At 60.3% G+C, this 25357-nt stretch carries 22 protein-coding genes and 2 pseudogenes; 17 read left to right on the top strand and 7 right to left on the bottom strand.

The features are described 5' to 3' along the window. The 6 genes and pseudogenes from ABK249_RS32620 to ABK249_RS32595 form a co-directional block, all read left to right on the top strand. Window positions 1-501, top strand: a pseudogene (locus ABK249_RS32620) (cobyrinate a,c-diamide synthase); the annotation flags it as partial. A 356-nt stretch (window positions 502-857) separates the two neighbouring features. Then, entirely contained in the window at window positions 858-2447 is a 1590-nt protein-coding gene (locus ABK249_RS32615) for an ABC transporter substrate-binding protein (RefSeq protein ID WP_348864847.1), read from the top strand. Between the two features lie 87 nt (window positions 2448-2534). Next, window positions 2535-3542: an ABC transporter permease gene (locus tag ABK249_RS32610; protein WP_348864846.1), complete on the top strand. Its 1008-nt coding sequence runs from the start codon at window positions 2535-2537 to the stop codon at window positions 3540-3542. Then, on the top strand, window positions 3539-4366 hold the full coding sequence (locus ABK249_RS32605) for an ABC transporter permease (RefSeq protein ID WP_037154243.1): 828 nt from the start codon (window positions 3539-3541) through the stop codon (window positions 4364-4366). The genes ABK249_RS32610 and ABK249_RS32605 overlap by 4 nt, the downstream gene beginning before the upstream one ends. After that, on the top strand, window positions 4359-5990 hold the full coding sequence (locus ABK249_RS32600; RefSeq protein WP_348864845.1) for an ABC transporter ATP-binding protein: 1632 nt from the start codon (window positions 4359-4361) through the stop codon (window positions 5988-5990). The genes ABK249_RS32605 and ABK249_RS32600 overlap by 8 nt, the downstream gene beginning before the upstream one ends. A 28-nt stretch (window positions 5991-6018) precedes the next feature. Beyond that, window positions 6019-8019 (top strand): CocE/NonD family hydrolase, encoded by a 2001-nt coding sequence (locus ABK249_RS32595; protein WP_348864843.1) that lies wholly within the window; start codon window positions 6019-6021, stop codon window positions 8017-8019. On the opposite strand, the gene ABK249_RS32590 is transcribed toward ABK249_RS32595, so the two are convergent. Both ABK249_RS32590 and ABK249_RS32585 read right to left on the bottom strand, forming a co-directional pair. Further along, on the bottom strand, window positions 8012-8419 hold the full coding sequence (locus ABK249_RS32590; protein WP_348864842.1) for an ACT domain-containing protein: 408 nt from the start codon (window positions 8417-8419) through the stop codon (window positions 8012-8014). The two genes, ABK249_RS32595 and ABK249_RS32590, sit on opposite strands and share 8 nt — an antisense overlap. Further along, complete coding sequence (locus ABK249_RS32585; protein WP_348864841.1) at window positions 8416-9342, bottom strand: alpha/beta hydrolase; 927 nt, start codon at window positions 9340-9342, stop codon at window positions 8416-8418. The genes ABK249_RS32590 and ABK249_RS32585 overlap by 4 nt, the downstream gene beginning before the upstream one ends. 176 nt (window positions 9343-9518) lie before the next feature. Here ABK249_RS32585 and kynU point away from each other — a divergent pair, with 176 nt between their 5' ends. The 6 genes from kynU to ABK249_RS32555 all read left to right on the top strand — a co-directional run bounded on the left by kynU (window position 9519) and on the right by ABK249_RS32555 (window position 16120). Beyond that, on the top strand, window positions 9519-10712 hold the full coding sequence (gene kynU, locus ABK249_RS32580; RefSeq protein ID WP_348864840.1) for a kynureninase: 1194 nt from the start codon (window positions 9519-9521) through the stop codon (window positions 10710-10712). A gap of 81 nt (window positions 10713-10793) precedes the next feature. Continuing rightward, window positions 10794-11231: a MarR family winged helix-turn-helix transcriptional regulator gene (locus tag ABK249_RS32575; RefSeq protein WP_161784776.1), complete on the top strand. Its 438-nt coding sequence runs from the start codon at window positions 10794-10796 to the stop codon at window positions 11229-11231. A 146-nt stretch (window positions 11232-11377) separates the two neighbouring features. Next, window positions 11378-12526 carry an ABC transporter substrate-binding protein gene (locus tag ABK249_RS32570; protein WP_037154223.1) on the top strand — a complete coding sequence of 383 codons (1149 nt, stop codon included), beginning with the start codon at window positions 11378-11380 and terminating at the stop codon, window positions 12524-12526. A gap of 76 nt (window positions 12527-12602) precedes the next feature. Continuing rightward, a complete protein-coding gene (locus ABK249_RS32565; RefSeq protein ID WP_415926500.1) occupies window positions 12603-13637 on the top strand; it encodes a branched-chain amino acid ABC transporter permease in 1035 nt (344 codons plus the stop codon). 3 nt (window positions 13638-13640) lie between these two features. Next, on the top strand, window positions 13641-15410 hold the full coding sequence (locus ABK249_RS32560; RefSeq protein ID WP_348864838.1) for a branched-chain amino acid ABC transporter ATP-binding protein/permease: 1770 nt from the start codon (window positions 13641-13643) through the stop codon (window positions 15408-15410). Then, on the top strand, window positions 15407-16120 hold the full coding sequence (locus ABK249_RS32555; protein ID WP_037154218.1) for an ABC transporter ATP-binding protein: 714 nt from the start codon (window positions 15407-15409) through the stop codon (window positions 16118-16120). The genes ABK249_RS32560 and ABK249_RS32555 overlap by 4 nt, the downstream gene beginning before the upstream one ends. 6 nt (window positions 16121-16126) lie before the next feature. On the opposite strand, the gene ABK249_RS32550 is transcribed toward ABK249_RS32555, so the two are convergent. The 3 genes from ABK249_RS32550 to ABK249_RS32540 all read right to left on the bottom strand — a co-directional run bounded on the left by ABK249_RS32550 (window position 16127) and on the right by ABK249_RS32540 (window position 19379). Next, complete coding sequence (locus ABK249_RS32550; protein ID WP_348864837.1) at window positions 16127-17707, bottom strand: LTA synthase family protein; 1581 nt, start codon at window positions 17705-17707, stop codon at window positions 16127-16129. A 144-nt stretch (window positions 17708-17851) separates the two neighbouring features. After that, window positions 17852-18598 (bottom strand): FkbM family methyltransferase, encoded by a 747-nt coding sequence (locus ABK249_RS32545; RefSeq protein WP_152601189.1) that lies wholly within the window; start codon window positions 18596-18598, stop codon window positions 17852-17854. Next, window positions 18588-19379 carry a CDP-alcohol phosphatidyltransferase family protein gene (locus tag ABK249_RS32540; protein WP_227704600.1) on the bottom strand — a complete coding sequence of 264 codons (792 nt, stop codon included), beginning with the start codon at window positions 19377-19379 and terminating at the stop codon, window positions 18588-18590. The genes ABK249_RS32545 and ABK249_RS32540 overlap by 11 nt, the downstream gene beginning before the upstream one ends. Window positions 19380-19677: 298 nt before the next feature. Between ABK249_RS32540 and ABK249_RS32535 the strand changes: the two genes are divergently transcribed. From ABK249_RS32535 to ABK249_RS32520, 4 genes are read left to right on the top strand one after another with little or no spacing between them, the layout of a single operon-like run. Next, window positions 19678-20646: a zinc-dependent alcohol dehydrogenase gene (locus ABK249_RS32535; RefSeq protein ID WP_348864849.1), complete on the top strand. Its 969-nt coding sequence runs from the start codon at window positions 19678-19680 to the stop codon at window positions 20644-20646. Window positions 20647-20657: 11 nt separating this feature from the next. Then, window positions 20658-21056 (top strand): 6-pyruvoyl trahydropterin synthase family protein, encoded by a 399-nt coding sequence (locus ABK249_RS32530; protein ID WP_037154210.1) that lies wholly within the window; start codon window positions 20658-20660, stop codon window positions 21054-21056. Then, on the top strand, window positions 21053-22096 hold the full coding sequence (locus ABK249_RS32525; RefSeq protein ID WP_037154208.1) for a glycosyltransferase family 4 protein: 1044 nt from the start codon (window positions 21053-21055) through the stop codon (window positions 22094-22096). Before ABK249_RS32530 ends, ABK249_RS32525 begins: the two co-directional genes overlap by 4 nt. Further along, a complete protein-coding gene (locus ABK249_RS32520; protein WP_037154204.1) occupies window positions 22093-22878 on the top strand; it encodes a class I SAM-dependent methyltransferase in 786 nt (261 codons plus the stop codon). Before ABK249_RS32525 ends, ABK249_RS32520 begins: the two co-directional genes overlap by 4 nt. On the opposite strand, the gene ABK249_RS32515 is transcribed toward ABK249_RS32520, so the two are convergent. Then, on the bottom strand, window positions 22837-23664 hold the full coding sequence (locus ABK249_RS32515) for a RibD family protein (RefSeq protein ID WP_037154203.1): 828 nt from the start codon (window positions 23662-23664) through the stop codon (window positions 22837-22839). The genes ABK249_RS32520 and ABK249_RS32515 overlap by 42 nt on opposite strands. A gap of 395 nt (window positions 23665-24059) precedes the next feature. Here ABK249_RS32515 and ABK249_RS32510 point away from each other — a divergent pair, with 395 nt between their 5' ends. Next, window positions 24060-24992: a HEPN domain-containing protein gene (locus ABK249_RS32510; protein ID WP_227704602.1), complete on the top strand. Its 933-nt coding sequence runs from the start codon at window positions 24060-24062 to the stop codon at window positions 24990-24992. Between the two features lie 259 nt (window positions 24993-25251). On the opposite strand, the pseudogene ABK249_RS32505 reads toward ABK249_RS32510, so the two are convergent. Then, a pseudogene (locus tag ABK249_RS32505) lies at window positions 25252-25357 on the bottom strand (IS5/IS1182 family transposase); the annotation flags it as partial.

Genomic DNA, 25357 nt, shown 5'->3' with positions numbered 1-25357 from the left:
GCGGGGGTGGTGCCCTTCCCTCCATTGGCCGCGGAGGCTCCGCTGTCCGATGGCGGCTTTTGCTGGCTGCCAGGTGGCTATCCGGAACTTCATGCCGGCAGGCTGGCGGCTGCCGAAAACTTCAGAGAAAGCCTCAAGCGCTTCGCGGAGACGAAACCGGTTCACGGCGAATGCGGCGGCTATATGGTGCTCGGCGAGGTGCTGGAAGACGCGGACGGCGCGACCCACGCCATGACCGGCCTGCTTTCCCATCGCACCAGTTTCGCCAAACGAAAGATGAACCTTGGCTACCGGCAGGCACGCCTGCTCGGCCCCTGCGCGATAGGGCGGAAGGGCGAGACTGTACGCGGCCACGAGTTTCACTATGCGCGGGTGTTTTGCCCCGGAACCGACCCACCTCTCGCCATGATTGCAGACGGCATCGGCAACGAAATCGGTCCGTCGGGCGGTTGGCGCGGGAATGTCACCGGCACCTTTTTCCATGCCATTGCGGGCATCTGAGCAAAATTTCCCTGCTTGAGCAAATGTCAATTTTTCGCAACCGATAGATGGTTGCCAAAACTGTCGTATCGACGGCAATTAATGTCGTATCGAAGGCACCACCCGCGCAGTAAACGCGCCCTTATTCATCCAAAGCCTCGCAGAAGGCCTTCGATCTAACGCAGGATAGCCCTGAGGCAAAAGAGCTCAAGTCATGAGCCGGGGTCTGCAGAAGAAAGGAAGATATGTCGGCGGCAACCGAACCATTTCCCAGGATCGATAGGATGACGCGCCAACCGTTACGGAAGAGGAAACCGTATCGCCCGGCGCCTGGCATGAAAGCAGAAATCTGCATCAGATAAGAGAGGAACAGGGGAATGACCGATTTTACTAGACATCTCGCCGGTCGCGTGACCGCGGGAGGCATGAGCCGCCGGGAATTCATGGGTCGCGCCATGGCCGCTGGCATGACGTTGACCGCAGCGAGCCATCTCTTTGCGACGAGCGCGTCCGCGCAGGAGCCAAAGAAGGGCGGTCATTTCAAGCTCGGGCTTGAGGGCGGCGCTGCAACTGACTCGATCGACCCCGCCAAGGCTACGTCTCAGGTCATGTTCATGGCTGTGCGCACCTGGGGCGACACGCTGGTCGAGACCCATCCGGAAACCCGCGCACCAATCCCGTCGCTGGCCGAATCCTGGTCGCCGTCTCCGGATGCGACCGTCTGGACCTTCAAGATCCGCAAGGGCGTGCCGTTCCACGATGGCAAGGAGATGACTACGGACGACGTGGTTGCCACTTTGAAGCGTCACAGCGACAGCAAGACGGAATCCGGCGCGGCAGGCGTCCTGAAATCCATCAAGAACATTGAGAACAAGGGCGGCGACCTGGTTGTCACGCTCGACTCCGGCAACGCCGACCTGCCGGCAATCTTCACCGACTACCATCTCGTCATTCAGCCCAACGGCGGCGTCGATAACCCGACGGCCGGCATCGGAACCGGGGCTTATAAAATTACCACCTTCGAGCCGGGCGTGCGCATGACTTTCGAAAAGAACCCCAACGACTGGCGTTCCGACCGCGGCTTTGTCCAGACGGTAGAAGTCATCAACATGAACGATGCGACCGCCCGCATCGCCGCTCTCTCTTCCGGCCAGGTGCATTTCATCAACCGTGTCGATCCGAAAACCGTCTCGCTGCTGAAGCGTGCGCCCAATGTCGAACTCCTGACGACGTCCGGCGGCGGTCACTATGTCTTCATCATGCATTGCGACAAGGCGCCGTTCGACAACAACGACCTGCGGCTCGCACTGAAATATGCGATCGACCGCGAGGAATTGGTCACGCGTATCCTCGGCGGTTACGGCAAGGTGGGCAACGACTTCCCGATCAACGATACCTATGCGCTCTTTCCCGAGGGCATCGAGCAGCGCAAATACGATCCCGACAAGGCAGCCTTTCACTACAAGAAGTCGGGCCATAGCGGCTCCATTCTTCTGCGCACGTCCGAGGTTGCTTTCCCCGGTGCGGTCGACGCATCGGTCCTCTTCCAGCAGAGCGCGAAGAAGGCCGGCATTACGCTGGAGATCAAGCGCGAACCGGGCGACGGCTATTGGTCGAACGTCTGGAACGTCCAGCCATTCTCCGCCTCCTATTGGGGCAGCCGCGCGACCCAGGACCAGTTCTATTCCGGCGCCTATCTTTCCACCGCCGACTGGAACGACACGAAGTTCAAGAACGAGAAGTTCGACAAGCTCCTCATCGCCGCCCGCGGCGAGCTGGACGAGGCCAAACGCAAGGACATGTATCGCGAAATGGCGATGATGGTGCGCGACGAGGGCGGCACCATCCTGCCGATGTTCAACGATTTCGTGAATGCTGCGACCAAAAAGGTGAAGGGCTATGTCAGCGACATCGGCAACGACATGTCGAATGGCTATGTCGCAACCCGCGTCTGGTTGGACGCCTGAATTCTGAGACCGCGGTTCGCCGCTTGACCGAGGCATCGCGGGTCTTTCCGCGATCCTCCCTCCGTTTCAGAACGAGGCTTCTCGCCGATGTCCAACTCCACCGAAACAGACAGCCTGCCCGGCCAGAGATTCAGGGAGCGGTTTCCACTTCTCGCCCTGGTCATCGAGCGCATGCTTTTGTCGATCCTGCTCCTCTTCGCCGTCTCGGTGCTGATCTTCGGCGGTGTCGAGGCGCTCCCCGGCGATTTCGCGACCACCTATCTCGGCCAGTCCGCGACACCCCAGGCGGTCGCCAATATCCGCTCCGAACTCGGGCTCGACCGGCCGATCGTCACCCGATACTTCGAATGGCTTGGCGGCGCCGTTCAGGGCGATTTCGGCGCGTCCTGGGCAAGCAGAAACTCGGTTTCGGAACAGGTGGGCAAGCGGCTTGGCAACTCGCTCTTTCTCGCCGGGTTCGCGGCGGTGATCGCAGTGCCGCTGGCCGTCGGGCTCGGCATGCTGTCCGTGCACTTCCGCAACCGCATGCCGGACAAGATCATCAACGTTATCTCGCTCGCTGCGATCTCACTGCCGGAATTCTTCATCGGCTATCTGCTGATCCTCTATTTCGCCGTCAATTTCGGCGTCGCGACTTTCCCGGCCACCGTCTACGACGGCATGGCTTTCCTCGATCGGATCAAGGCCATTGCGCTGCCGACCGCAACGCTGGTGCTTGTGGTGCTCGCCCATATGATGCGTATGACGCGGGCGGCGATCCTTTCCGTCATGTCCTCGGCTTATATGGAAACCGCCGAGCTCAAGGGGCTTTCCGCCTGGCGGGCGATCGCCCGGCACGCCGCACCCAACGCGCTGGCCCCGATCATCAATGTCGTGGCGCTGAATCTTGCCTATCTGGTGGTCGGCGTTGTCGTGGTGGAAGTGGTCTTCGTCTATCCTGGGATGGGCCAATACATGGTCGATGCCGTGACCGTGCGTGACATGCCCGTCGTGCAGGCTTGCGGGCTGATTTTTGCCGCCGTCTACATTTTCCTCAACATGCTGGCCGATATCCTTGCGATCATCGCCAACCCGCGCCTGAGGCATCCGCGATGAGGCTGAGAGAAATCCCCATCACCGCCTGGATCGGCATGTTCGGCATTGCCATCGCTTTTTTCTGCGCCCTTTTCGCGCCGCTGGTCGCACCCTATGGCGAGACGGAGGTGGTCGGCGGCGTCTGGCAGGAGGCGGATGCGCAGTTCTTCTTCGGGCTGGACAATCTCGGGCGGGACATTCTCTCCCGACTGATCTACGGCGCCCGGACCACGCTGTTCGTAGCGCTCGCGGCGACGGTCATCTCCTTCTCGCTCGGGATCCTTTTAAGCTTCATAGCCGCGGTATCCGGCGGCATTATCGATACGGCATTTTCCCGTTTCAACGACCTGATGATGTCGATCCCGACCCTGATCTTCGCACTCGTCGTGCTCGCCGTCCTGCCGCAGCACCTGATTGTGCTCATTCTCGTCATGGCGATCCTCGATTCCACTCGCGTCTATCGCCTCGGACGCGCTGTGGCGCTGGACGTCGCGGTGATGGAGTTCGTAGAAGCCGCCAAGCTGCGCGGCGAAGGCACGGCCTGGATCATCTTCCGCGAGATCCTGCCGAACACGCTCTCGCCGCTGCTGGCCGAATTCGGCCTGCGTTTCGCTTTCTCCATCCTCTTTCTCTCGACGCTTTCCTTTCTGGGCCTCGGCATTCAGCCACCGGCAGCGGATTGGGGCGGCATGGTGAAGGACAACAAGGACGGCATCATCTTCGGCATTCCGGCGGCACTCGTGCCTGGCGCGGCGATCGCCGCGCTCGCCGTCTGCGTCAACCTCGTCGTCGACTGGTTGCTCAAACGAACCTCCAGCCTCAAGGGAGGTCGCGGCGATGCCTGAGCTTCTGTCCGTCCGCAACCTCAGGATCGAGGCGGTGAGCCATCCGCCCGGCGAGCCGCCGAGGCGCATCACGATTGTCGACGATGTCTCCTTCGACCTTCAGAAAGGCAAGGTGCTCGGCCTGATCGGCGAATCCGGCGCCGGCAAGTCAACGATCGGCCTTTCCGCTCTCGCCTACGGCCGCGGCGGTGCCGAGATTACCGGCGGCGAGGTTATCCTCAACGGCACCGATCTTCTGCCCCTCGACAATACCGGCATCCGTAAGGTGCGCGGTGCCCGCGTCTGCTACGTGGCGCAATCGGCCGCCGCCGCCTTCAACCCGGCCCATCGGCTAGGCGATCAGGTGATCGAAGCCTCGGTCAGGCACGGGCTGATGACGAAGGAAGAAGCCAGGAAACGGGCGCTCTACCTTTTCCGCGTGCTCGGCCTGCCGAGCCCCGAAACCTTCGGCAACCGGTTTCCGCATCAGGTCTCGGGCGGCCAGCTCCAGCGCGCCATGACTGCCATGGCGCTCTGTCCGAACCCGGAACTGATCGTCTTCGACGAACCGACGACCGCGCTCGACGTCACAACCCAGATCGACGTCCTGGCTGCAATCAAGCATGCGATCGAAGAAACCCATACAGCGGCGCTCTACATCACCCACGACCTTGCGGTGGTCGCGCAGATTTCCGACGACATCATGGTCCTGCGCCATGGCAAGACGGTGGAATACGGCTCGGTCCAGCAGATCATCGAGGCACCCACACAGGATTACACGCGTGCGCTTGTAAACGTTCGCCAGACGGCACACGCAGAAGCCTCCGACCAGACAAGCCCGCTCCTGAAGGTCGATAATGTCAGCGCGCAATATGGCAATGGCTTCAAGGTGCTGCACGGCGTTTCGCTGCATCTCTGCAAGGGCCAGACGCTGGCGATCGTCGGGGAATCCGGTTCCGGCAAATCGACGCTCGCGCGTGTCATCACCGGCCTCCTTCCGCCGAGCGAAGGCAAGATCACCTTCGATGGCAAAACGCTGGCGCCGGCCTTGAAGAATCGCTCGCGCGACGATCTGCGCCGCATCCAGCTCATCTATCAGATGGCGGATACCGCAATGAACCCGCGCCAGACGGTGCGCGACATTATCGGCCGGCCTCTGACCTTCTATGACGGGCTGCGCGGCGCAGCGAAAACAGCGCGGGTGAAGGAACTGCTCGAACAGATTGAGATGGGCAACGGTTTCATCGACCGCTACCCGGCCGAGCTTTCCGGCGGCCAGAAACAGCGTGTCGCAATCGCGCGGGCGCTGGCCGCCAAGCCGGAGCTCATTCTCTGTGACGAGCCCACCTCCGCGCTAGACCCGCTGGTGGCGGAAGGCATATTGAAGCTCTTGATGAAACTGCAGGAAGAGGAAAAGCTTTCCTATGTCTTCATCACCCATGACATCGCGATCGTCCGGGCAATCGCCGATTCCGTCGCGGTCATGCATCGTGGCCGGTTGGTGCGTTTCGGACCCAAATCCCAGGCGCTCTCGCCGCCCTTCGACGATTATACCGATCTGCTCCTGAAATCCGTGCCGGAAATGGAGATAGGCTGGCTGGAACGGGTACTTGACACGCGGCGCATGGAAAGTGCCGGGAATTGAATCCGCTGTTCTTGAAAGTGCACACCAAATGACTGAACGCTCCTTCTCCGTCATCGAAAACCAATGGATCACGCTGAGGGATGGGACGCGTCTTGCCGCCCGTATCTGGATGCCGGATGGAGCCGAGGCCGATCCCGTGCCCGCAGTCTTCGAATTCCTGCCATACCGCAAGCGCGACGGAACAAGCGCACGCGACGAGTCGACCTATCCCGTTTTCGCGGCAGCGGGCATTGCCGGCGTGCGGGTCGATATTCGCGGCTCGGGCGAATCCGGCGGTGTCATCGACGGCGAATACACGGAACTGGAACTCTCAAACGCCTGCGAGCTGATCGCCTGGATCGCAAAACAGCCATGGTCGAACGGCAATGTCGGCATGATGGGTATTTCCTGGGGTGGCTTCAACAGCCTGCAGGTCGCCGCCCTCCGCCCGACGGCCTTGAAGGCGGTGATTTCGATCGCCTCCACGACGGACCGTTACAACGACGATATCCACTACAAGAACGGGTGCCACCTCTCCGCCCAGCTTTCCTGGGCGGCAACCATGCTCGCTTACCAGTCCCGCCCGCCGGATCCTGAACTGGTCGGCAATCACTGGATGGAAATGTGGATAGAGCGGCTGGATAACGAACCCTTCTTCATGGAGGAATGGCTGTCGCATCAGCGGCGCGACGCCTTCTGGCAGCACGGCTCGATCTCGGAAGATTACTCGGCTATCGAAATACCGACGCTGGTCATTGCCGGCTGGGCCGATGGCTACCGCAATACGCCGCTGCTTGCTGCTGAAGGGCTCGGCGAAAAATCCAAGGCACTGATCGGTCCGTGGATCCACAAATATCCGCATTTCGCCTGGCCGAAGCCGCGTGCCGATTTTTTGGGTGAAGCGATTGCCTTCTGGAACCGCTGGCTGCGCGGCGAGGAAAATGGCGTCGAAACCCTGCCCCAGGTGCGTGCCTATATTCTCGACGGCCCGAAACCGGCGCCACGCCGCGATATCGATCCCGGCTTCTGGATTTGCAAACAGAAATGGTCCGAACCGGAGGCGCAGTGCTTTTATGTCGACCAGTTCGGCACGCTTCTGGAAGGCATGCCGGTCCCGCAGGCGCCACCGCATAACGCCTATCTGAAATCGCCGCTCGATATCGGCACAGCCTCCGGCGAATGGTTCACGCTGAAACCGGATGCCGAGCTTGCCGGCGACCAGCGCATCGACGACGCCGGTTCGCTCGTATTCGAAACCTCGCCGCTTGCCGAACCGCAGGACTACCTTGGCCGGCCGATCCTCACGCTGACGCTCAGTTGCGAGGCCGAACTTGCCAATCTCTGCGCCCGCATCGTCGACGTGCATCCGGATGGCACGGCAACACGGGTTTCATTCGGAGTCATCAACCTCGCCCATCGCGAAGGCAACGCCGAACCCAAGCCGTTGATACCCGGCGAACCGGTTACGATCCGTCTCGTCCTCGATGCCTGCGGCTACCGCTTTGGCAAGGGTCATCGTATCCGGCTGTCGCTTTCGACCGCCTATTGGCCGACGGTGCTGCCGCCGCCTGTCGATCCAGGTTTGACGATCGACATCGGCTCTCTAGGCTTGGCACTGCCGAAGCTCGGCACACACGAAGCCTTCGAGATGCGAGAGCCGGACAACCCCGATCCGTTACCGAAGTATATCGCCCATACGCCTCCCGTGACGCGGCGCAGCGTCACGCGCGATCTTTCCGCCAACCGTACAGATTACCTGATTCACGAAGATACCGGACTTGCCGAACATCCCGGAACCGGCCTCTCGACCCGCCAGCTTCGCGAGGAAGTCTGGTCGATCTCGCCGGACGATCCGCTCTCGATGAGGGGCACGGCCATCTGGACCTGCGGCATGCAGCGGACAGGCTGGTCGGTGCGAACCATATCGACTGCGAAGATCACCTGCACGGCGGAGGATTGGCTGATCAGCGCTTCGGTTGTTGCTTATGACGGCAAGAAACAGGTGTTTGAGAAAACGTTTGAAAAGATAATCCCCCGCGACCTCATGTAGCGGGCGACGAAAGAGCCTTGAGCGCAGCCACGGCTCGGTCCGCATCCACCGCCGGGACAAAGATGTGGTCGTGATAATAGGCTGCCACAACGTTGGCGCTGATGCCTTCCTTGGTGAGCGCCGATGCCATTGCCGCCGTCATGCCGACTGCGTCCAGTGAAGAATGTACCATCATGGTGATGCAGCGGAGTGGGGCGCTGACCGCAAGACCGGCCTGCACGGCGGACGCGTTCGGTAGGATCAGCGTCAGACCCTCCGCCTCGAAGAACATTCCGATCGGCTTCAGCGGCAGGTAATCATCCAGTTTTTCGTGTGGCACGGTCGTATAGACGAATTCCCCATCCAGGAGCGTCGGTTCCAGACTGGCGAGCAGCGTGGAAAGATCGGTGACTCCGCTCATGTCTCGCTCCCTGCAAGCTGCCGGACTGCCTCACAAACTGCCAGGAATCCGTCCCCGGCATCGCCGCTTATATACCGGGCACGTAGCCAGGCATGCACCATCTGCGGCTCCTCACGGAAGGTGACGGTGACGCCCGCCGCAGCCAGCCGTTCGGCATATTGACGTCCATCGTCACGCAGCGGATCGAAATGCGCGACAGTGATATAGGCGGGTGGCAGGCCGGAGAAATCGGCCTCCAGCAGCGGATGCGCCACGGGTTCGTCAGCCGGCGCTTTCAGGATCGCTCGATAGTAGGTGACATCCTGCGTCGTCAGGCCGGGGGCGTGCGCCATCTCTTGATAGGAGCCTGAGACGAGATCGCCACCGAGCTCCGGATAGATCAACACTTGCCCGATAATGCCGGAAAGCCGCTCGTCGCGTGCGCGCAGCGCCAGTCCCGCTGCAAGATTGCCGCCGGCGCTGTCGCCGATCACGACGATCTTCCTTTCCTGACCAAGAAGCTGTTTCAGCACCGCGAAACAATCGTCCGTCTGGGCCGGCCAGACATGCTCGGGCGCCAGGCGATAATCGACCGAGACGAGTTCCGCCCCGGCGAAATCGGAAATCTCGGCGCAGATCGCGTGATGGCTCTGGAGCGACCCGACAACAAAGCCGCCGCCATGCAGATAAAGCAGCACCGTCTTCGTGCGGATCTCCGCCGGTCGGTATTGCCGAACCGGCACGAACAGCATCTCGTCCCCAAAGGTGAGCCCATGCGGCAGAGGCCGGTCAAAATGGGCGCAGAGTGCGTCGTACCAGGTGCGCTGCTGCTCGATCGATGCATGGACGGCATCGGGAGGATAGAAATTGTCGCAGATCTTCAGGAACTCCAGAATTCCCGGCTCTTCGGGAAACGGCCCGGTCTCGGAAACGGGATTGTCCATCGGCATCAGATCCTTGTCTGGGAACCGGATGCGGTGAGGTTACGGCGGCAACCGCCTGACCACAAGCTCAGAATGCGCGGCGAATTTGCCGGATCAGGATGCGAATCCATCTTGCGTGCCCTGCTCCAGCTTCTAGTCTGCCTGCAATTGTATCGGCTCGAATATAAGGTGTACCTGTGACGGATTTCGAAAAGACCCGCTCGCTCTTCTATCTTCCGGAGGGCATCGTTTATCTCGACGGCAATTCGCTGGGACCTCTGCCGCTTGCCGCCAAGGAACGTGTCGCCAGGCTGATGACCGACGAATGGGGGGAGCTACTCATCAAGGGCTGGAACAAGGCTGGCTGGATGATGATGCCGCGCAAAGTCGGCGACCGGGTCGGTAGGCTGATCGGCGCACCCGAAGGCACGGTCGTCATGGGTGATACGCTATCGATCAAGGTCTATCAGGCGCTCGCCTCCGCGCTTGAGTTGAGGCCTGAGCGCAAGGTCATTCTCTCCGACAGCGGCAACTTCCCCTCCGATCTCTATATGGCTGATGGCCTGATCCGCTCGCTCGACAGGAGCCATGAACTGAAAATCGTCGAGCCGGAGGAGGTGGAAGCGGCGATCGACGAAACCGTCGGCGTTCTGATGCTGACCGAAGTGGATTACCGCACCGGTCGGCTGCATGACATGAAGTCGTTGACGAAAAAGGCACATGACAAAGGCGCCATCGCCGTCTGGGACCTCGCCCATTCGGCTGGCGCTCTACCCGTCGACCTGACGGGAGCGGATGCTGATTTTGCGGTCGGCTGCACCTACAAATACCTCAACGGCGGTCCGGGCGCGCCGGCCTTCATCTATGTTGCGCCACGCCTTGCGGACAAGGTACGCCCGGCGCTTTCCGGCTGGTTGGGACACGAGACGCCTTTCGCCTTCGATCTCGGGTACCGGCCAGGCGGCGGCATCGACCGAATGCGGGTGGGCACGCCGCCAATCCTCGGACTCGTCGCGCTCGATGCCGCGCTGGATGCCTGGGAAGGCGTGGACATGGCCGATCTGCGCCAGCAATCGATCAAACTGTGTGATCTTTTCGTGGCCGAAGTGGAAAAGCGTTGCCCCATGCTGACGCTCGGTTCGCCACGTAATGGGGAAAAGCGCGGCAGCCAGATCTCATTCCTGCATCGGGAAGGTTATGCAATCATGCAGGCACTGATTGCCCGCGGCGTAATCGGCGATTTCCGCGCTCCGGATGCAATCCGTTTTGGATTCACGCCGCTCTATATCGGCGAACGCGACGTGTTGAAGGCGGTCAGCATTCTCGCAGACATCATGACGAACCGGCTCTGGGATGCCGCCGAATATAAGCAGCGGGCACTGGTGACCTGACATATGACCGACGAACGGCCTGATTCGGCCAGAAAACTCTCCAAGGTCGTGCCTTACAGGCTTGCGCGCAGCAACGCGGAAATGGTGAAGCTGCTCAGCCTCCTTTGCGAAGTCCACGGCTTCAAACTGAATATCTGGCGGGTGATGTCCGCGATCGGCAGCTATCAGCCGATCTCGCCGATGGAAATCGGCCGTCACACGACCATCGACAAGGCCATGGTCTCGCGCGCGATCCGGGAACTCGTCGATCGTGGTCTGATAGACCGCCGTTCAGATGAACGCGATGCACGGTGGGCCCAGATCGAATTTACACCTGCGGGAACAGCCGTCTACAACAGTATGGTAGCTGAGATAGATGCTCTCGAAAAACATCTCTTCGGCGATTTTCCGGCCGAAAAGATCAATGAATTCATGGATATGCTGGGGCTCGTGGAACGACGTGTCAGGCGGGCGCGTGAGACGGTGGAACTGAACAGAAAGACGGGCTTCGCACGTCTGCTGGGATCCGACCTACCCTGACCTTCCTTTCAGTCGGATCATCTGGGAGCGCTCGCATCATGAAGTGCCGATCTCGCCTCCGCTAGATTGTTTACAAAGAAACAATCTCCATGTAAACAAACAGCGGGCGAAGAGGAGATCGCCCGCTTTTGTCCTGGGAGGATCCTATGAAGAACCCTTTTTTTACTGGGATAGCGGTGATTGCCGCCCTGTCCCTTCCTGTATTGGCGGGTCCAGCACTCGCTGACGTAACCATCGGCGTCACCGTTTCGTCAACCGGGCCGGGCGCTGCGCTCGGCATTCCGCTCAAGAATTCCGTCGAACTCTGGCCGGCTGACGTCGGCGGCGAGAAACTCAAGGTCATCGTTCTCGACGATGCCGGCGATCCTTCGGTCGCCACGACCAATGCCCGCCGTTTCGTCAATGACGAAAAAGTCGATGTGATCGTCGGTTCGGCGCTCACTCCCGCTTCGATCGCCGTTGCCGGTGTTGCCGCCGAAACCAGCACGCCGCATTTCTCGGCTTCGCCTGTCCCGCCGAACATTTCCAAAGGCAAGTGGACCTTCGTCCTGCCGCAGGATGCCGGCCTGATCGCCCGGACCTTGTTTGCAAAAATGAAGGCCGACGGCGTCAAGACCTTCGGCTATATCGGTTTTTCCGACTCCTACGGCGATCTCTGGGTCAACCAGTACAAGGCGATCGGCGAGCAGTACGGTCTGAAAATGGTGGCGGAGGAACGTTATGCACGTCCCGACACCTCCGTTTCCGGCCAGGTCCTGAAGCTTGTCGCTTCTCGCCCGGACGCCGTCTTCGTCGGCGCCTCCGGCACCGGCGCAGCACTTCCGCAGATCGCACTGCGCGAACGCGGCTTCACCGGCAAGATCTATCAGACCCATGGCGCCGTGACGTTCGATTTCCTGCGCATCGCCGGCAAGGCGGCCGACAACACGATCTTCGCTTCAGGCCCTGTCATGGTGCCGGAATTCCAGCCGGATTCGTCGGAGACGAAGCAGGAGGGCCTCGCTTACGTTACGGCCTATGAGAAGAAATTCGGTGCCGGCACCCGCACCCAGTTCGGCGCGCATATTCACGACGCCATGGCGATCCTGAAAAAGGCGATCCCGGTCGCGCTCAAAACCGCAAAGCCGGGCACACCGGAATTCCGCGCAGCACTTCGTGACGCGATCGAGACGGGTGGGCCGTTCCCGGCAAGCCAGGGCGTCTTCGAATACAAGGCCGATGATCACCTCGGTCTCGACGAGCGGGCCGTTGTCCTGCTCACGACCAAGGACGGCAAGTTCGAGTTGGTGAAATAAAGGCCATTCATCAAAGGCCCGGCATTCATTGCCGGGCTTCCTATCGGCGTCGGTTCAATAATCGGGGGGAAATTCTTTGGACGCGATGATTGCGACCTTCCTGATCCAGGACGGGGTCACCAGCGGCGCAATCTATGCGCTTCTTGGTCTCGCGCTGGTTCTCGTTTTCTCCGTCACGCGGGTGATCTTCATCCCACAGGGCGAGTTCGTCGCCTATGGCGCACTCACGCTGGCGCTGCTCGACAACGGCCGCGTGCCCGCGACGACATCCCTGCTTGTCTGCTTTGGCGCAATTGCATTCCTGACTGATCTCTGGAGCTGGCGGCGAGGCACAGATGCTCGCACCTTCCTGCGCAGCCTGGCAATGAACCTCATCCTGCCGGCCGTCATCTACGGCGTAGCAACCATGCTCGCGCCGCTCGGCCTGCCGGCCTTCGCCAAGGCACTGCTCACCATCCTGATCATCGCTCCCATGGGTTATTACGTATATCGCATCGCCTACCGACCGCTTGCCGACGCTTCGGTGCTGGTGCTGCTCATCGCTTCGGTCGGCGTGCATCTGGCGATGATGGGTCTTGGCCTCGTCTTCTTCGGTGCGGAAGGGCTGCGCGCCCAGCCGCTGGCGGAGACAAACTACACGATCGGCTCACTGATGGTGCCGGCGCAGAGCCTCTGGATCTATGGCTCGACGATCGCGATCATCATTGCCCTCTATATGTTCTTCGAGCGTACGCTGCTCGGAAAGGCTCTGCGTGCCACGGCCGTCAACCGTCTCGGTGCCCGGCTGGTCGGTGTGCGCACCCATTTGACAGGCATCACCGCATTCACGCTGGCTGCCACCATCGGCGCAATCTCAGGCGTTCTGATCGGCCCGATCACCACGATCTATTACGATACCGGCTTCCTGATCGGCCTCAAGGGTTTCGTTGCGGCCATCATCGGCGGACTTGCGAGTTTCCCGATCACGGCGGTTGCCGCGATTGGCGTCGGGTTGATCGAAGCCTTCGCCTCCTTCTTCGCCAGTTCCTACAAGGAGGTCATCGTCTTTGGGCTGATCATCCCCGTGCTGATCTGGCTGTCGCTCAGCCACGCATTCCATGAGGAGGAGTGAGCGATGAACATTCGGCGCATGCTGCCCGGATTTGTCGGCATCCTTTTCCTGTCGGTTGTACCGGCCCTGCCGGTTCCTCCTTTCTGGATTACGCTGCTCAACAATATCGGCCTCGCCTCACTGGTGACGATCGGCCTGGTTCTGCTGACCGGCGTCGGCGGATTGACCTCCTTCGGCCAGGCGGCCTTCTGTGGTTTCGGCGCCTACACGACCGCTGTGCTCAGCACAAACTACGGCGTCTCGCCCTGGCTTACATTGCCACTATCGCTGATCGTCGGCGCTGTGATCGCGTTGCCGCTCGGCCTGATCACCGTGCGCCTTTCCGGTCATTTCCTTCCGCTCGGCACGATCGCCTGGGGATTGGCGCTCTACTACCTCTTCGGGAAGATCGACCTGCTCGGCCGCTATGACGGCATTTCCGGCATCCCGCCGATCGAATTCGCCGGCTATCGTTTCTTAAGCGACGGCTCCATCTACTATCTCATCTGGTTTTTCGTGATTGCGGTGGCGATCGGCGCCAGGAACCTGCTCGATTCCCGCATCGGCCGCGCCATTCGTGCGCTGCGCGGCGGCAGTCAGGCGGCCGAAGCCTTCGGCGTCAATATTGTTCGGGCCAAGCTCACCGTCTTCGTCTTCGCCGGCGTTGTCGCGGCACTCTCCGGTTGGCTCTATGCCCATATGCAGCGCTCGGTGAACCCGACCCCCTTCGGCCTTTCCATGGGCATCGAATACCTGCTGATGGCAGTGGTCGGCGGCGCCGGCCATGTCTGGGGCGCGATCTTTGGGGCAAGCATCGTGCTGATTCTCAAGGACGTCCTGCAGCGTTTCCTACCGGACATCATCGGCACGACCGCCAATTTCGAGATGATCGTCTTTGGCATCCTGCTTGTCCTAATCCTGCAGCTTTCCCGCGACGGACTCTGGCCCCTCGTGTTGAAACTCCTGCCGAAACGCCCTCCGCGGCCGATCCCGGCTTCCAGCGATAAGCTCGCCAGACGCACGCTCGCAGCGGCCGGCTCTCCGCTCATCAAAGTGGAAAAGGCGCGCAAGGCCTTCGGTGGATTGATGGCGGTCAACGACGTCAGCTTCCAGGTAAAGGCCGGTCAGGTTGTCGGCCTGATCGGTCCCAATGGCGCCGGCAAGAGCACGACTTTCAACCTCATTACCGGCATCGCTTCGCTGACGAGCGGTTCCATCTTCTATGAGGGCCAACCGCTTACCGGTGACAGCCCGCGCGAAATTGCCCAGCATGGCATTGCTCGAACCTTTCAGCACGCCAAGATCCTGCCGGATATGTCGGTGCTGGAAAATGTCGCACTCGGCGCGCATCTGCGCGGCTCCGCCGGCGTTTTCCGCAGTTTCTTCCGGCTGGAGCGGGAAGAGGAGGCAACTTTGCTGACCGAAGCCGCTGTTCAGCTCGAACGTGTCGGTCTTGGTCAATATCGCGACCGGCCGGCGGGCGATCTCGCACTCGGCCAGATCCGTATCCTCGAAATCGCTCGAGCACTCGCGGCTGATCCGGCCGTTCTGTTGCTCGATGAGCCAGCCGCCGGCCTGCGCCATGGCGAAAAGCAGGAACTTGCCAGCCTGCTCCGCAAACTCCGCGAAGAGGGTGTCAGTGTACTGCTGGTCGAGCATGACATGGGTTTCGTCATGGGCCTGGTTGATCACCTCGTCGTGCTGGATTTCGGCACGCTGATCGCCGACGGCAAGCCAACGGAGGTCCGTAAACATCCGGCTGTGATCGCCGCCTATCTCGGAGGTGTGGCATGAGCGGGAACCTGCTCGAACTCTCTGACATCCACGTCTCTTATGGCCGCGCCGAAGTGCTGCACGGCATTTCGCTTGCCATGAGGCCGGGCAGCATCGTGACCGTCATCGGCGCGAACGGAGCCGGCAAGACGACCCTGCTCAATGCGGTGATGGGCATCGTGCCGGCAAAAGGCACGATCCTGTATAATAGTGCACCGGTACCGCACTCGGTAGAGGCCCGCGTCGCCGAAGGTCTCTGCCTCGTGCCGGAAAAGCGCGAGCTTTTCTCGACCATGTCGGTTGAAGACAATATCGAACTCGGCGGCTTTCTGCGCAACGCGTCGGAACGTGCCGAAACACGCGAGGAACTTTACGCCCGCTTTCCGCGGCTCGCGGAGCGTCGCAAGCAGCTCGCGGGCACGCTCTCCGGCGGCGAGCGGCAGATGCTGGCGCTGGCACGCGCGCTGATGAGCCGCCCTCGCCTGCTGCTGCTCGATGAGCCGAGCCTGGGGCTGGCGCCGAAGATCGTCGCCGATATTCTCAACATCGTCTCGGAACTTCGGACGACCGGCGTTTCGATCCTGCTTGTCGAGCAGAATGCCCGCGCTGCGCTGGAGATCGCCGACGAAGGCTATCTGGTCGAGCTTGGCGAAGTGAAACGCTCCGGTCCGGCAGCCGAATTGGCAGTCGATCCGGCCCTGATGGAAAGCTATCTCGGCAGCCATGCTTAGAGACCGCTAGTCAAAGCTCTCGACCAGTTTCCTGCGGAACTCATCCATCCGGTAGACCGGCGTTTCTTTCGTTGGGATCATTCCCCTCTGCAAGTTCCAGCCGTCGAGGCGATCCAGGAGCTCTGGGTTGCCCGCAACGATATGCATTGGCACGTCACGGGAAGCCTCCTCGCCGGTGATGATCGCGGCCGGCTGATGGTCGCCGAGCAGAATGAATAAGGTATTCCTGCCGTAGCGCACCATGTAGGAGCCCAGCGTTTCGAGCGTGTAATCAATCGAGGCGATATATTGAGTGCGGACGCGCGCTGGATCGGCCCAGATGACAGACGGCGACTCGCCGCCTTCCGCTTGAGGGTTGAACACGGTTCCGTCGCCTACCTGATCCCAATCGACCAACGACGGGATCGGCGTCCAGGGCGCGTGACTGGAGATCAGCGCCATTTCAGCCATGACCGGCGTGTGGCCTGGTTCGTCACGTCCCTGGCGCTCCAGCCGCTCGAAGGCTGAAAGCGTATACTGGTCCGGCATCGTCACCCAGTTGAACGGCTTGCCCTTGTAGCCGAGGCCATGGGCATCATGCACGCTGTTATAACCGAAATAGCCTGCCTCCGGCCAGTCCATGGTAATCGCCGGCATCACCGCCGTGGTCCGCCAGCCGGCCGCGTGAAACAGGCTGTTGAGACTTCGCCGCTCGCTGGTAATCATCCGGTCGTAACGCGCCTGGCTATCGATCCAGAGGCCGGAAAGCAGCGTGCCATGCGCCAGCCAGCTTATGCCGCCGACCGTTGGCGAAGTGAGCCAGCCGCTGCGCGCCTGCAATCCCGCCGCCTCGATTTCCCGCTCCATCAAGTCGAGGCGATCGTTGATGCGGGTGGCATAACGCGGGTCTTCGATCGCGCTGCGGCCATAGGACTCGATGAAGATCAGCACCACGTCCGTGCCGGCGAGCGCCGAGAAATGCCGTCCGGCGGAAACCGGATCCTGTTTCACCTCATCCTCGAACCGGGCAAGATCGGCGACCGAATCTTTCACCATCGCGACGCGATTGACAAAATAGGGAACGGCCCGTGCCTCTATGCCGAGATTGCGATGATCGCGATCCTGGACGATGAAGGCCGCCAACCCGACAAGGAAAAGGATGCCGCTTGCGAGGACGGATTTTCGTCGAGCCTCAACGGCTGAATGCCGAAAGCCGTCGAACGACCAGTAAAGCACGACCGTCACCAGAAGCCATGCGACGAGGCCGGCGCAGATGATGCCGACCGCTACCGCCACTCCCACCGTGCCGCTCAAGAGATTCCATCCGTCCGTCAGGATTTTGAGATCGAGATAGGGATTGAACGGACGCTGGAAGACCATGCCGGTGCCGATATCCGCAAGCTTCAGGAACAGCATCGCGGCAAGCGACAGGGTAATGCCCCACTTCAGGATAGCAAACCCGGCGCCGTCGAGCACCAATGCGAACAGCACGATGCCGATCACCTCCAGCGGAAACCGGATCTCCGAGACATTGGTGAGTGCCTCCGGCCTGGAGGGCAGCGCGAGGATCACCGCAACGATCACCGACGCAATTGCGATCCGCGGCAAGGACCGCCGATTTGGCTGCCGGGCGTCCCCTTTGCTTGCATTGTCCTTCGTACGAAAAGACCGGTACTCATTCATGGCCACTCTTTCCGTCAATGCTTCGACTCCACCGGCCATGGCTTTCCGGACTGAGACGTCGCTGATCCGTCATGCATCACGCCGAGCATAGATATCGCCGGACAACTGCCGTCCCGCCAATCCCGGGAGCTCAGCCAATATGGATTCGGCCGAGACCCATTCACCATGCGCGAAGCGGTGCCCCTCGCCTTCCACCCGATTGAAACGGTAGGGCCCAAGTTTCCGCATATGGCCAATTGCCTCCTCGGCAATTTCCATCGCCGCCGGAATATATTCGAAAGCAAGCAGCGGGATCGGATGATGCAAGCTGGCAAGAATATCCGCTTCCGCACCTTCCACATCGATCTTGCAGAAGGCCGGCAGACCATATTCATCGATCAACACGTCGAGCGTCGTCATTTCGACGCGTTCGACGCGGTTCCAAGTGACACTGCGGAATCCGATGGTCTTCTCCATCTTTGAAATCCAGGACGGCGAAATACTCGTCACCGTCGGATGCCGGTCGGAAATATGAAGATCAACTGTGCCCGGTTGCTTGCCTACCGCCTTGCGCAGCAGAACCAGTTCTTCGCCGGCAAAAGACCGCGCGATGAAATCGGCAAATATCGGCTGCGGCTCCACTGCGATGACCTTGGCACCGAGGGAAAGAAGCGTCCGACTGCGATTGCCCGCATGTGCGCCAATATCGAAGATAAGATCGCCGGGCTTGATGAACTCGGCATAGAATCGTTTCAGTGAAGACCGTCGCCAGGGCTGGCCGTAATAAATGAGCAGTGAGCGCGCAAGCCCCAGCGAAGCCGATAGGTCATGACGCATGTTCATCTCGACTTGCGCGCAGAAGGAAAATCACATCCCTCGCGAAGGAATAGGCAAGCGCGGCCAGCGCCCACGCCGCAAGCATGGTCGAAACGGGCGGCACAATGAACGGGAACAGCATCAGACACAGTGCCGCCCCCTGCACGACGCAGATCAGCTTGCGGCGCATGGAAGGCGGCAGCTCGCCCCGCAGCCTGGGGAGGACGCTTTGTGCCGCGCCATAAGCATAGCGCATCAGGCCGATCAGCAGGACCCAGACGCCCGCTTTGCCGAGCAGAAAAGCGGCAATCGACAGGAAGAGTATCAGCAGAGCATCGACTTCCATGTCGAACCGGGCGCCGAAACGCGAAGCGGTACGGGTTCGGCGGGCAAGATGGCCGTCGACACCGTCCAGGGCGAGCGCGAAGGCAACGATCGAGCCGATGAGCCACAAAGCTTCGGCGCGGGAGGCCTGGCCGAACTGATCGGACACCAGCACCAATCCGCCTACGGTGGCAGTAATTGCCGCCCGCACTGTCGTTACCATATTCGCCGCGCCGAAACGGCTGTGCCCATGCGCGTGAAGATTGCCGAGCGCGATTGTGCAGATTGCGGCATAGATGACGAAGGCTGTGCCGATGGCAACCGTGTCCATGCCGAGACGATCTCCCAAACGATCCATCGCAACAATGAAGACTACGGCAACCGACACCGTCACAGTAGAAGCATTGAGCAAGAGCGAGCGGAAAGCTCGGCGGGCCGCCATTTCGTCCGGGTGGCCGGCATTCATCCATTCAACCACCGGACCCGCCTTTCGGTGCCGTCGCGAAGATCGGCCATCCAATCTCTACGCAGCGCTCACGCCCCTCCCAACGCTGATGTGAAACAATCATGACGCTCTCCTCCGGATATTACATGGAAAGGATTGCACCGAGCCGCCAAGCCTGAATCAAAAAAACGGCGTCAAATAAACGTGATATCTTTATCCTCTTCTCGAAGTTCTGATCCCTTGCCCTCATCGTTGAGGCCTCTAGGTGTGATTTTGGTAAATCTGAAAGGGCTAATATGTGACAAGGCATGAGACGGCTCAACCACCCGTGATGGAAGAGCATAGCCGTGCCCTCTGGTTCGAGGAGACGGGCCGCTGTGGGCTCCGCGATGAGCCGCTTCCGCCGGAACGCGAGGGCGATGTCCTGGTTCGCACGCTTTATAGCGGCATCAGCCGCGGCACTGAGTCGCTTATCTTCCGCGGGCAAGTGCCGGAAAGCGAATATCAGCGCATGCGCGCTCCGCACCAGGCTGGGCAGTTCCCCTTTCCCGTGAAATACGGTTATGCCGCCGTCGGCGTCGTCGAGGAAGGGTCGGAAGCGGCCATAGGCAGGCAGGTCTTCTGCTTGCACCCGCATCAGGACCGTTTTCGCGTGCCGGCCCCAGCGGTACATCCATTGCCGCAAAGCCTTCCACCACAGCGAGCGGTATTGGCCGCAAACATGGAAACAGCACTCAACATCATCTGGGATGGTGGCATTCAGCCAGGCGATCGGGTAGCGGTCTTTGGCGCCGGCGTCGTCGGACTTCTGGTCGCCGGGCTCGCCTCGCGGATCGCCGGAACGGAAGTCATGATTTCCGATATCGAGCCGGAACGCGCCGAGATTGCCCGGGCTCTCGGCCTTCATTTCGCACTGCCTGACGCAATGCAGAATGATTGCGACGTCCTGATCAACGCCTCCGCATCTTCCACGGCCCTGGCAGAAGCGCTGAGCCATGCCGGCTTCGAAGCCCGTATCGTCGAAGCGAGCTGGTACGGTGAAAAACACGTCGAGCTTCCTCTCGGCGGCGCCTTCCATGCCAAGCGGCTCTCCGTCGTCAGCTCCCAGGTTGGCGCATTGCCGCCCGGACGACGGGCTCGCTGGGATACGCACCGCCGCATGGCCAAGGCACTTGAGCTTCTGGATGACGACCGGCTCGACCGCTTGATTTCAGGCGAGACCCCGTTCGAAACGATGGCGCGCGATTACCCCGGCATTATCCGTTCATCTGCCACGCTCTGCCACCGCATCCGCTACTGAGGAAAATTTGCATGTTCGCCATCGAAGTCCGCGATCACATCATGGTTGCGCACAGCCTTCCCCGACCGGTCTTCGGTCCTGCCCAGGGACTGCATGGCGCGACATTCACCGTGGATGCAGCTTTCTTTACCGACAATCTCGACGAGAACGGCCTTGCGGTCGATATCGGGCTCGCCACCGACGTGCTAAAGGAGGTGCTGGCGCCGTTGAACTACCAGAACCTTGACACATTGGATATTTTCGCTGGAAAGGTGACCACGACGGAGTTCCTGGCGAAGCACATCTTCGATCGCATCGCCGAGGCGATCGACAACGGCCGGCTTGGCGGGGGCGGTCAGCGCATACGCAAGCTTAGGGTTATACTGAATGAATCCCACACCGCACGCGGCTGGTACGAGGCTGAGCTGTGAGCCGTGATCTCATCTTCGCCTACCCGGGCGACATCGAAACCCGCACCGGCGGGTATGGATATGATCGGCGCGTGATCGCAGCCCTTCGCGATATCGGCTGGAATGTCGAGCCGCTTTCTCTTGGCGAGGGTTTTCCGAACCCGAGCGCAGCCCAGCTTGAAGCAGCCGGTCGGATGCTTTCCGAGCTTCCGGAGAGCAGCCTCGTGCTGATCGATGGTTTGGCTTTCGGCGTCATGGATGAATGCGCCGTCCGCGAGGCAAAGCGGCTCAAAATCATGGCGCTGGTGCATCATCCGCTGGCTCTGGAAACGGGGCTCGAACATAGGCAGCAAAAGACCCTTGCCTCGCGCGAAAAAACCGCACTGGCGCAGACCCGCGGGATCATCGTCACTTCGCATACGACCGCGGCAGAACTTTCTGCCAATTATGCGGTGCCGGCGGAGAAAATTACGGTCGCCATTCCCGGCATGGATCCCGCGCCTCTTTCAAAGGCTCGTGGCGAGCCGCCCCTGATCCTCAGTATCGGCACGCTGACCCGCCGGAAGGGCCACGACGTGCTGATTGCAGCGCTGGAAAAGCTGTCCGATCTTTCCTGGGACTGTCGCATTGTCGGCAGCAGGACGCTTGATCCCGACACCTCGGCTGCGCTGGAAAGGCAGATCATCCAATCGGGTCTTGGTGATCGGATTGAGCTCGCAGGTCAGATCGACGATCCACGCAACGAGTTTTCCAGGGCCGATATTTTCGCGCTGGCCAGCCGTTACGAGGGCTACGGCATGGTCTTTGCCGAAGCGCTTGCCCAAGGCCTGCCGATCGTCGGCTGCGCGGCCGGCGCTGTACCGGAAGTCGTGCCGAGAAGCGCAGGCTTCCTTGTTCCTCCGGATGATCCCAAGGCATTTGCTGTGGCTCTGCGCCGGCTGCTCGAAGAACCGGAAACCCGAATCGCTATGGCGGACGCTGCGGCGACCGCCGGCGCCAAATTGCCCTCCTGGAGGGATACGGCCGCTATCATCTCCGACGTCCTGGAGGCAGCATCGTGAGCGGCTTCGACAAAAATTGGCTGGCCCTGCGGGAACCGGTAGATGCCCGTTCGCGTGACAAGGCTTTGCTGGCCGCCGCAGTCGAAGCCATCGAGAACGCTCCCGGCAGCACCATCCTTGATATCGGCTGCGGGACGGGAGCGACCTTCCGCGCACTTTCGCCGAAAATTGAGAGGAAAGTCCACTGGCAGCTGTTCGATAACGACAGGCGGCTGCTGGATGAAGCCCGACGGCTTCATGGTAACGCGGTCGAGTTTATCCGCTGCGATCTCAACAATATCGAAGCGCTGCCATTGACGGATGCGAGGCTGGTAACGGCATCGGCATTGTTCGACCTCTGTTCCGAGCAATTCATCCGCCGGTTCGCCGAACGGATTTCCACGACCGGTATCGGCCTTTACGCCGCACTGAACTACGACGGGGAAATGACTTGGTCGAAGCCGCATCCGCTGGACCAGGCGATCGCAGGAAGTTTCAATGCGCATCAACTGAGTGACAAGGGGTTTGGCGTTTCGCTTGGGCCGGCCGGTTGGAAGACGCTGGTCGAATGCCTGAAGGAGAGGGACTATACGCTGCAGGTTGCCCCGTCTCCATGGATCATGACGGCAGCCGATGCCGGTCTGCAGCGGCGATTTATCGATGGCGTTATCCGCGCGATCTATGAATACGGCCAACTTGACGAGAACGAAATTGGCGATTGGGCCGGTTTCCGACACCGCATGGTCGACGTTGAAGGCAGTCTATGCCGTGTTGGCCATCAGGATATCCTCGCGCTTAGGTAAGGCGGTCTGCTGTCGAGCCTCGGCACGCAAATTGCAGTCGAAGACGATATCCGTGCCGATATTGTAGATCTGCACCTCGGGGCGGCGTGCTTCGGAAAGCCGCTCGATTGGCGCAAGCCGGATTCCAGCCGGTCCCGAACCGATGATGATCGGCGATACCGACACATGCAAATGGTCGATCAACTGCGCATCGACGAAACGGGAAATCGTTCTTGCGCCGCCTTCCACCAGGACTGTGGCAAGGTCGCGTTCTGCAAGTGCTGTCAGGATATCGTTGGGCAACAGCCCGCCATCGGCCTGACGCGGCAGACGAATGACCTCATGGGCATCATAGCGACGCGACGCATCGTCTGCCTGCATCACGAGGACGGGTGTGCCGCCGTCATGCAGCATCTTGGCGCGTTCGGGCATACGGCCGTTGCAATCCACCACGACCCGAACCGGGCTTCTGCCGCGGACTGCGCGGACGGAAAGGCTCGGATTGTCGGCGACAACCGTCCCCACACCGACGATAACCGCATCCACCAGCGCGCGGCAGCGGTGAAGATGAGCGATCCCGTCGGATCCCGAAACATTCTGGGCGTCACCCGCCGGGGTTGCGATGCGCCCATCCAGCGACTGACCGACCTGAGCCAGGGCAAAAGGCCTCTCCCGCAGCGCTAGCGGCCTGTAAAGCGACAGGCACGAGACATCGACATCTTCAGGAAGCGCAACCGGGTCAATCGAATCCTCCCGCAGCGAAAGCAGATGCTGCCACAGCTCTTCGGTCATCCTGACTGATTGCATATGCTGCCTCGTTATCCGGCCGAAAACCTAAAATGTCGATGCACGCAAAATAGTTCCTCGCCCGAAGATCTGATATAGTCTTAATTCGTACGGGGAATTTCACCAGATCAACATTCCATTCCCTGCATCATAGGCAAACTCCGCGAATTTGCTTGGCCATTGGGCGATACATCGCAATTACAGGGTCGTGGATTGAGGTCGGGTTTTCCCCGATGACTTGCGCCGCGCTTGCGGCGACCGCCCAAATAAGGTGTATGATTAAATACGTCGGCGCATGTGCTCAATCTTGGGTAGCGCAACGCTTGGCTAGCGCTTGTTTTGGGTGATTTTGAGTCTGGCCAGATACAGAGGCGTAGACTTGCATTGCCGCAATGGCTGCAGGTTACGACAGGGCAATGGACACAGGTGTTTTGGTGACGGACGACAATGACGGCCTCGGCCATCTTCCGGAGCGCAAGCAGCGGGAGCTTTCGCTTGCCTTGAAGATCATCTTTGAGGAATTCGATGCGGCGCAGCAATCGAAGCTTTCCGAAAAGCAGAAGGCCGGGCGGATCTTGAAGGTCATTCTCTTCGGTTCCTATAGCCGCGGCGACTGGGTGGAAGATCGCAAGAGCGGTTACAGGTCCGATTTCGATATCCTCGTTGTCGTCAATATCAAAAGCGTCGGAGAGGACAATGATCTGTGGCACGATGTGTCCGATCATTTCCTGCGCGAATTGACGATTACCAAGGAAATCGAGACGCCGGTCAACATCATCGTTCACACGCTGCAGGACGTGAACGACCAGCTGGCACGCGGCAGGCCTTTCTTTATCGACATCATCCGCGACGGCATCATGCTCTACGAGAAGGAAGGCCATCCGTTCGTGGCACCGAAGCCGCTGGATCAGGAAGATGCGAGGAAGGAGGCTGAGGGTTATTTCGAGCGCTGGTTCAAGCTTTCAAGGGAAGCGCTCCGCGGAGCAGAATTGATGCTAGATGACGGAATCTGGCGACACGGCTCCTTTATGCTGCATCAGGCGACGGAAGAAGCGTATCACTGCGTCCTGCTTGTCCTGACCCTCTACTCGCCTAAGTCGCATCGCCTGAAATTCCTACGCTCTTCGGCCGAGGGGATCGACGCGCGCCTGATCGAGGCATGGCCGCGAGACACCAAATTCGCCCGCCGCTGTTTCGAGCGGCTCGATCGGGCTTATGTCGACGCAAGGTATTCGCCGCATTACGAGATAACAGAAGAAGAGCTTCGCTGGATCATCGAACGTATTCAGGTGCTTCAGGAGCTTGTCGAGCAAATTTGTAGGGCGAAGCTTTCTGGGACGACCGCTTAGACTCTCGATTGCGAACGCCCCTTTTCGGATGACCCCGCCCGTAGTCGCTCGTCTAGTGTCGATTAAATTAGGCTTTATCGCATTAATTTAGACGAAGAAGGTAAGCTTTCAAGGGATGCGGCACCGGAATATCCAACGAGTAACCGGTATGGCTACGCTATAGGTATCGATCCGAAGGGTTTGTTTGGGAAGGAGACCAGCTATACCAGGGAAATCGCCTTTGCACGTGTCCGTGCTCAGAGCCTGACTCGAAAAGAGCTCAATAGACATAATACCTTGCGAGCCTCCGGGTGAGAATGCGGATGTGGGCGATGAGCATCCAGGTTTCAGCGGAGGCGATTGATTTCTCCCAGTCTTTGGTCAGT

Source organism: Neorhizobium phenanthreniclasticum, assembly GCF_040066075.1.
GTDB classification, from domain to species: domain Bacteria; phylum Pseudomonadota; class Alphaproteobacteria; order Rhizobiales; family Rhizobiaceae; genus Neorhizobium; species Neorhizobium petrolearium.
This window is presented reverse-complemented; position numbering and strand designations above follow the sequence as displayed.

What these genes read in the sequence shown, in the direction of transcription:
- ABK249_RS32560 (WP_348864838.1), top strand. Translation starts at nt 13,641, where the DNA reads ATGAACATTCGGCGCATGCTGCCCGGATTTGTCGGCATCCTTTTCCTG.
- ABK249_RS32605 (WP_037154243.1), top strand. Translation starts at nt 3,539, where the DNA reads ATGAGGCTGAGAGAAATCCCCATCACCGCCTGGATCGGCATGTTCGGC.
- ABK249_RS32510 (WP_227704602.1), top strand. Translation starts at nt 24,060, where the DNA reads ATGGACACAGGTGTTTTGGTGACGGACGACAATGACGGCCTCGGCCAT.
- ABK249_RS32615 (WP_348864847.1), top strand. Translation starts at nt 858, where the DNA reads ATGACCGATTTTACTAGACATCTCGCCGGTCGCGTGACCGCGGGAGGC.
- ABK249_RS32545 (WP_152601189.1), bottom strand. Translation starts at nt 18,598, where the DNA reads ATGCGTCATGACCTATCGGCTTCGCTGGGGCTTGCGCGCTCACTGCTC.
- ABK249_RS32530 (WP_037154210.1), top strand. Translation starts at nt 20,658, where the DNA reads ATGTTCGCCATCGAAGTCCGCGATCACATCATGGTTGCGCACAGCCTT.
- ABK249_RS32555 (WP_037154218.1), top strand. Translation starts at nt 15,407, where the DNA reads ATGAGCGGGAACCTGCTCGAACTCTCTGACATCCACGTCTCTTATGGC.
- ABK249_RS32590 (WP_348864842.1), bottom strand. Translation starts at nt 8,419, where the DNA reads ATGAGCGGAGTCACCGATCTTTCCACGCTGCTCGCCAGTCTGGAACCG.
- ABK249_RS32610 (WP_348864846.1), top strand. Translation starts at nt 2,535, where the DNA reads ATGTCCAACTCCACCGAAACAGACAGCCTGCCCGGCCAGAGATTCAGG.
- ABK249_RS32585 (WP_348864841.1), bottom strand. Translation starts at nt 9,342, where the DNA reads ATGGACAATCCCGTTTCCGAGACCGGGCCGTTTCCCGAAGAGCCGGGA.
- ABK249_RS32515 (WP_037154203.1), bottom strand. Translation starts at nt 23,664, where the DNA reads ATGCAATCAGTCAGGATGACCGAAGAGCTGTGGCAGCATCTGCTTTCG.
- ABK249_RS32575 (WP_161784776.1), top strand. Translation starts at nt 10,794, where the DNA reads ATGGTGAAGCTGCTCAGCCTCCTTTGCGAAGTCCACGGCTTCAAACTG.
- ABK249_RS32570 (WP_037154223.1), top strand. Translation starts at nt 11,378, where the DNA reads ATGAAGAACCCTTTTTTTACTGGGATAGCGGTGATTGCCGCCCTGTCC.
- ABK249_RS32595 (WP_348864843.1), top strand. Translation starts at nt 6,019, where the DNA reads ATGACTGAACGCTCCTTCTCCGTCATCGAAAACCAATGGATCACGCTG.
- ABK249_RS32535 (WP_348864849.1), top strand. Translation starts at nt 19,678, where the DNA reads ATGGAAGAGCATAGCCGTGCCCTCTGGTTCGAGGAGACGGGCCGCTGT.
- ABK249_RS32600 (WP_348864845.1), top strand. Translation starts at nt 4,359, where the DNA reads ATGCCTGAGCTTCTGTCCGTCCGCAACCTCAGGATCGAGGCGGTGAGC.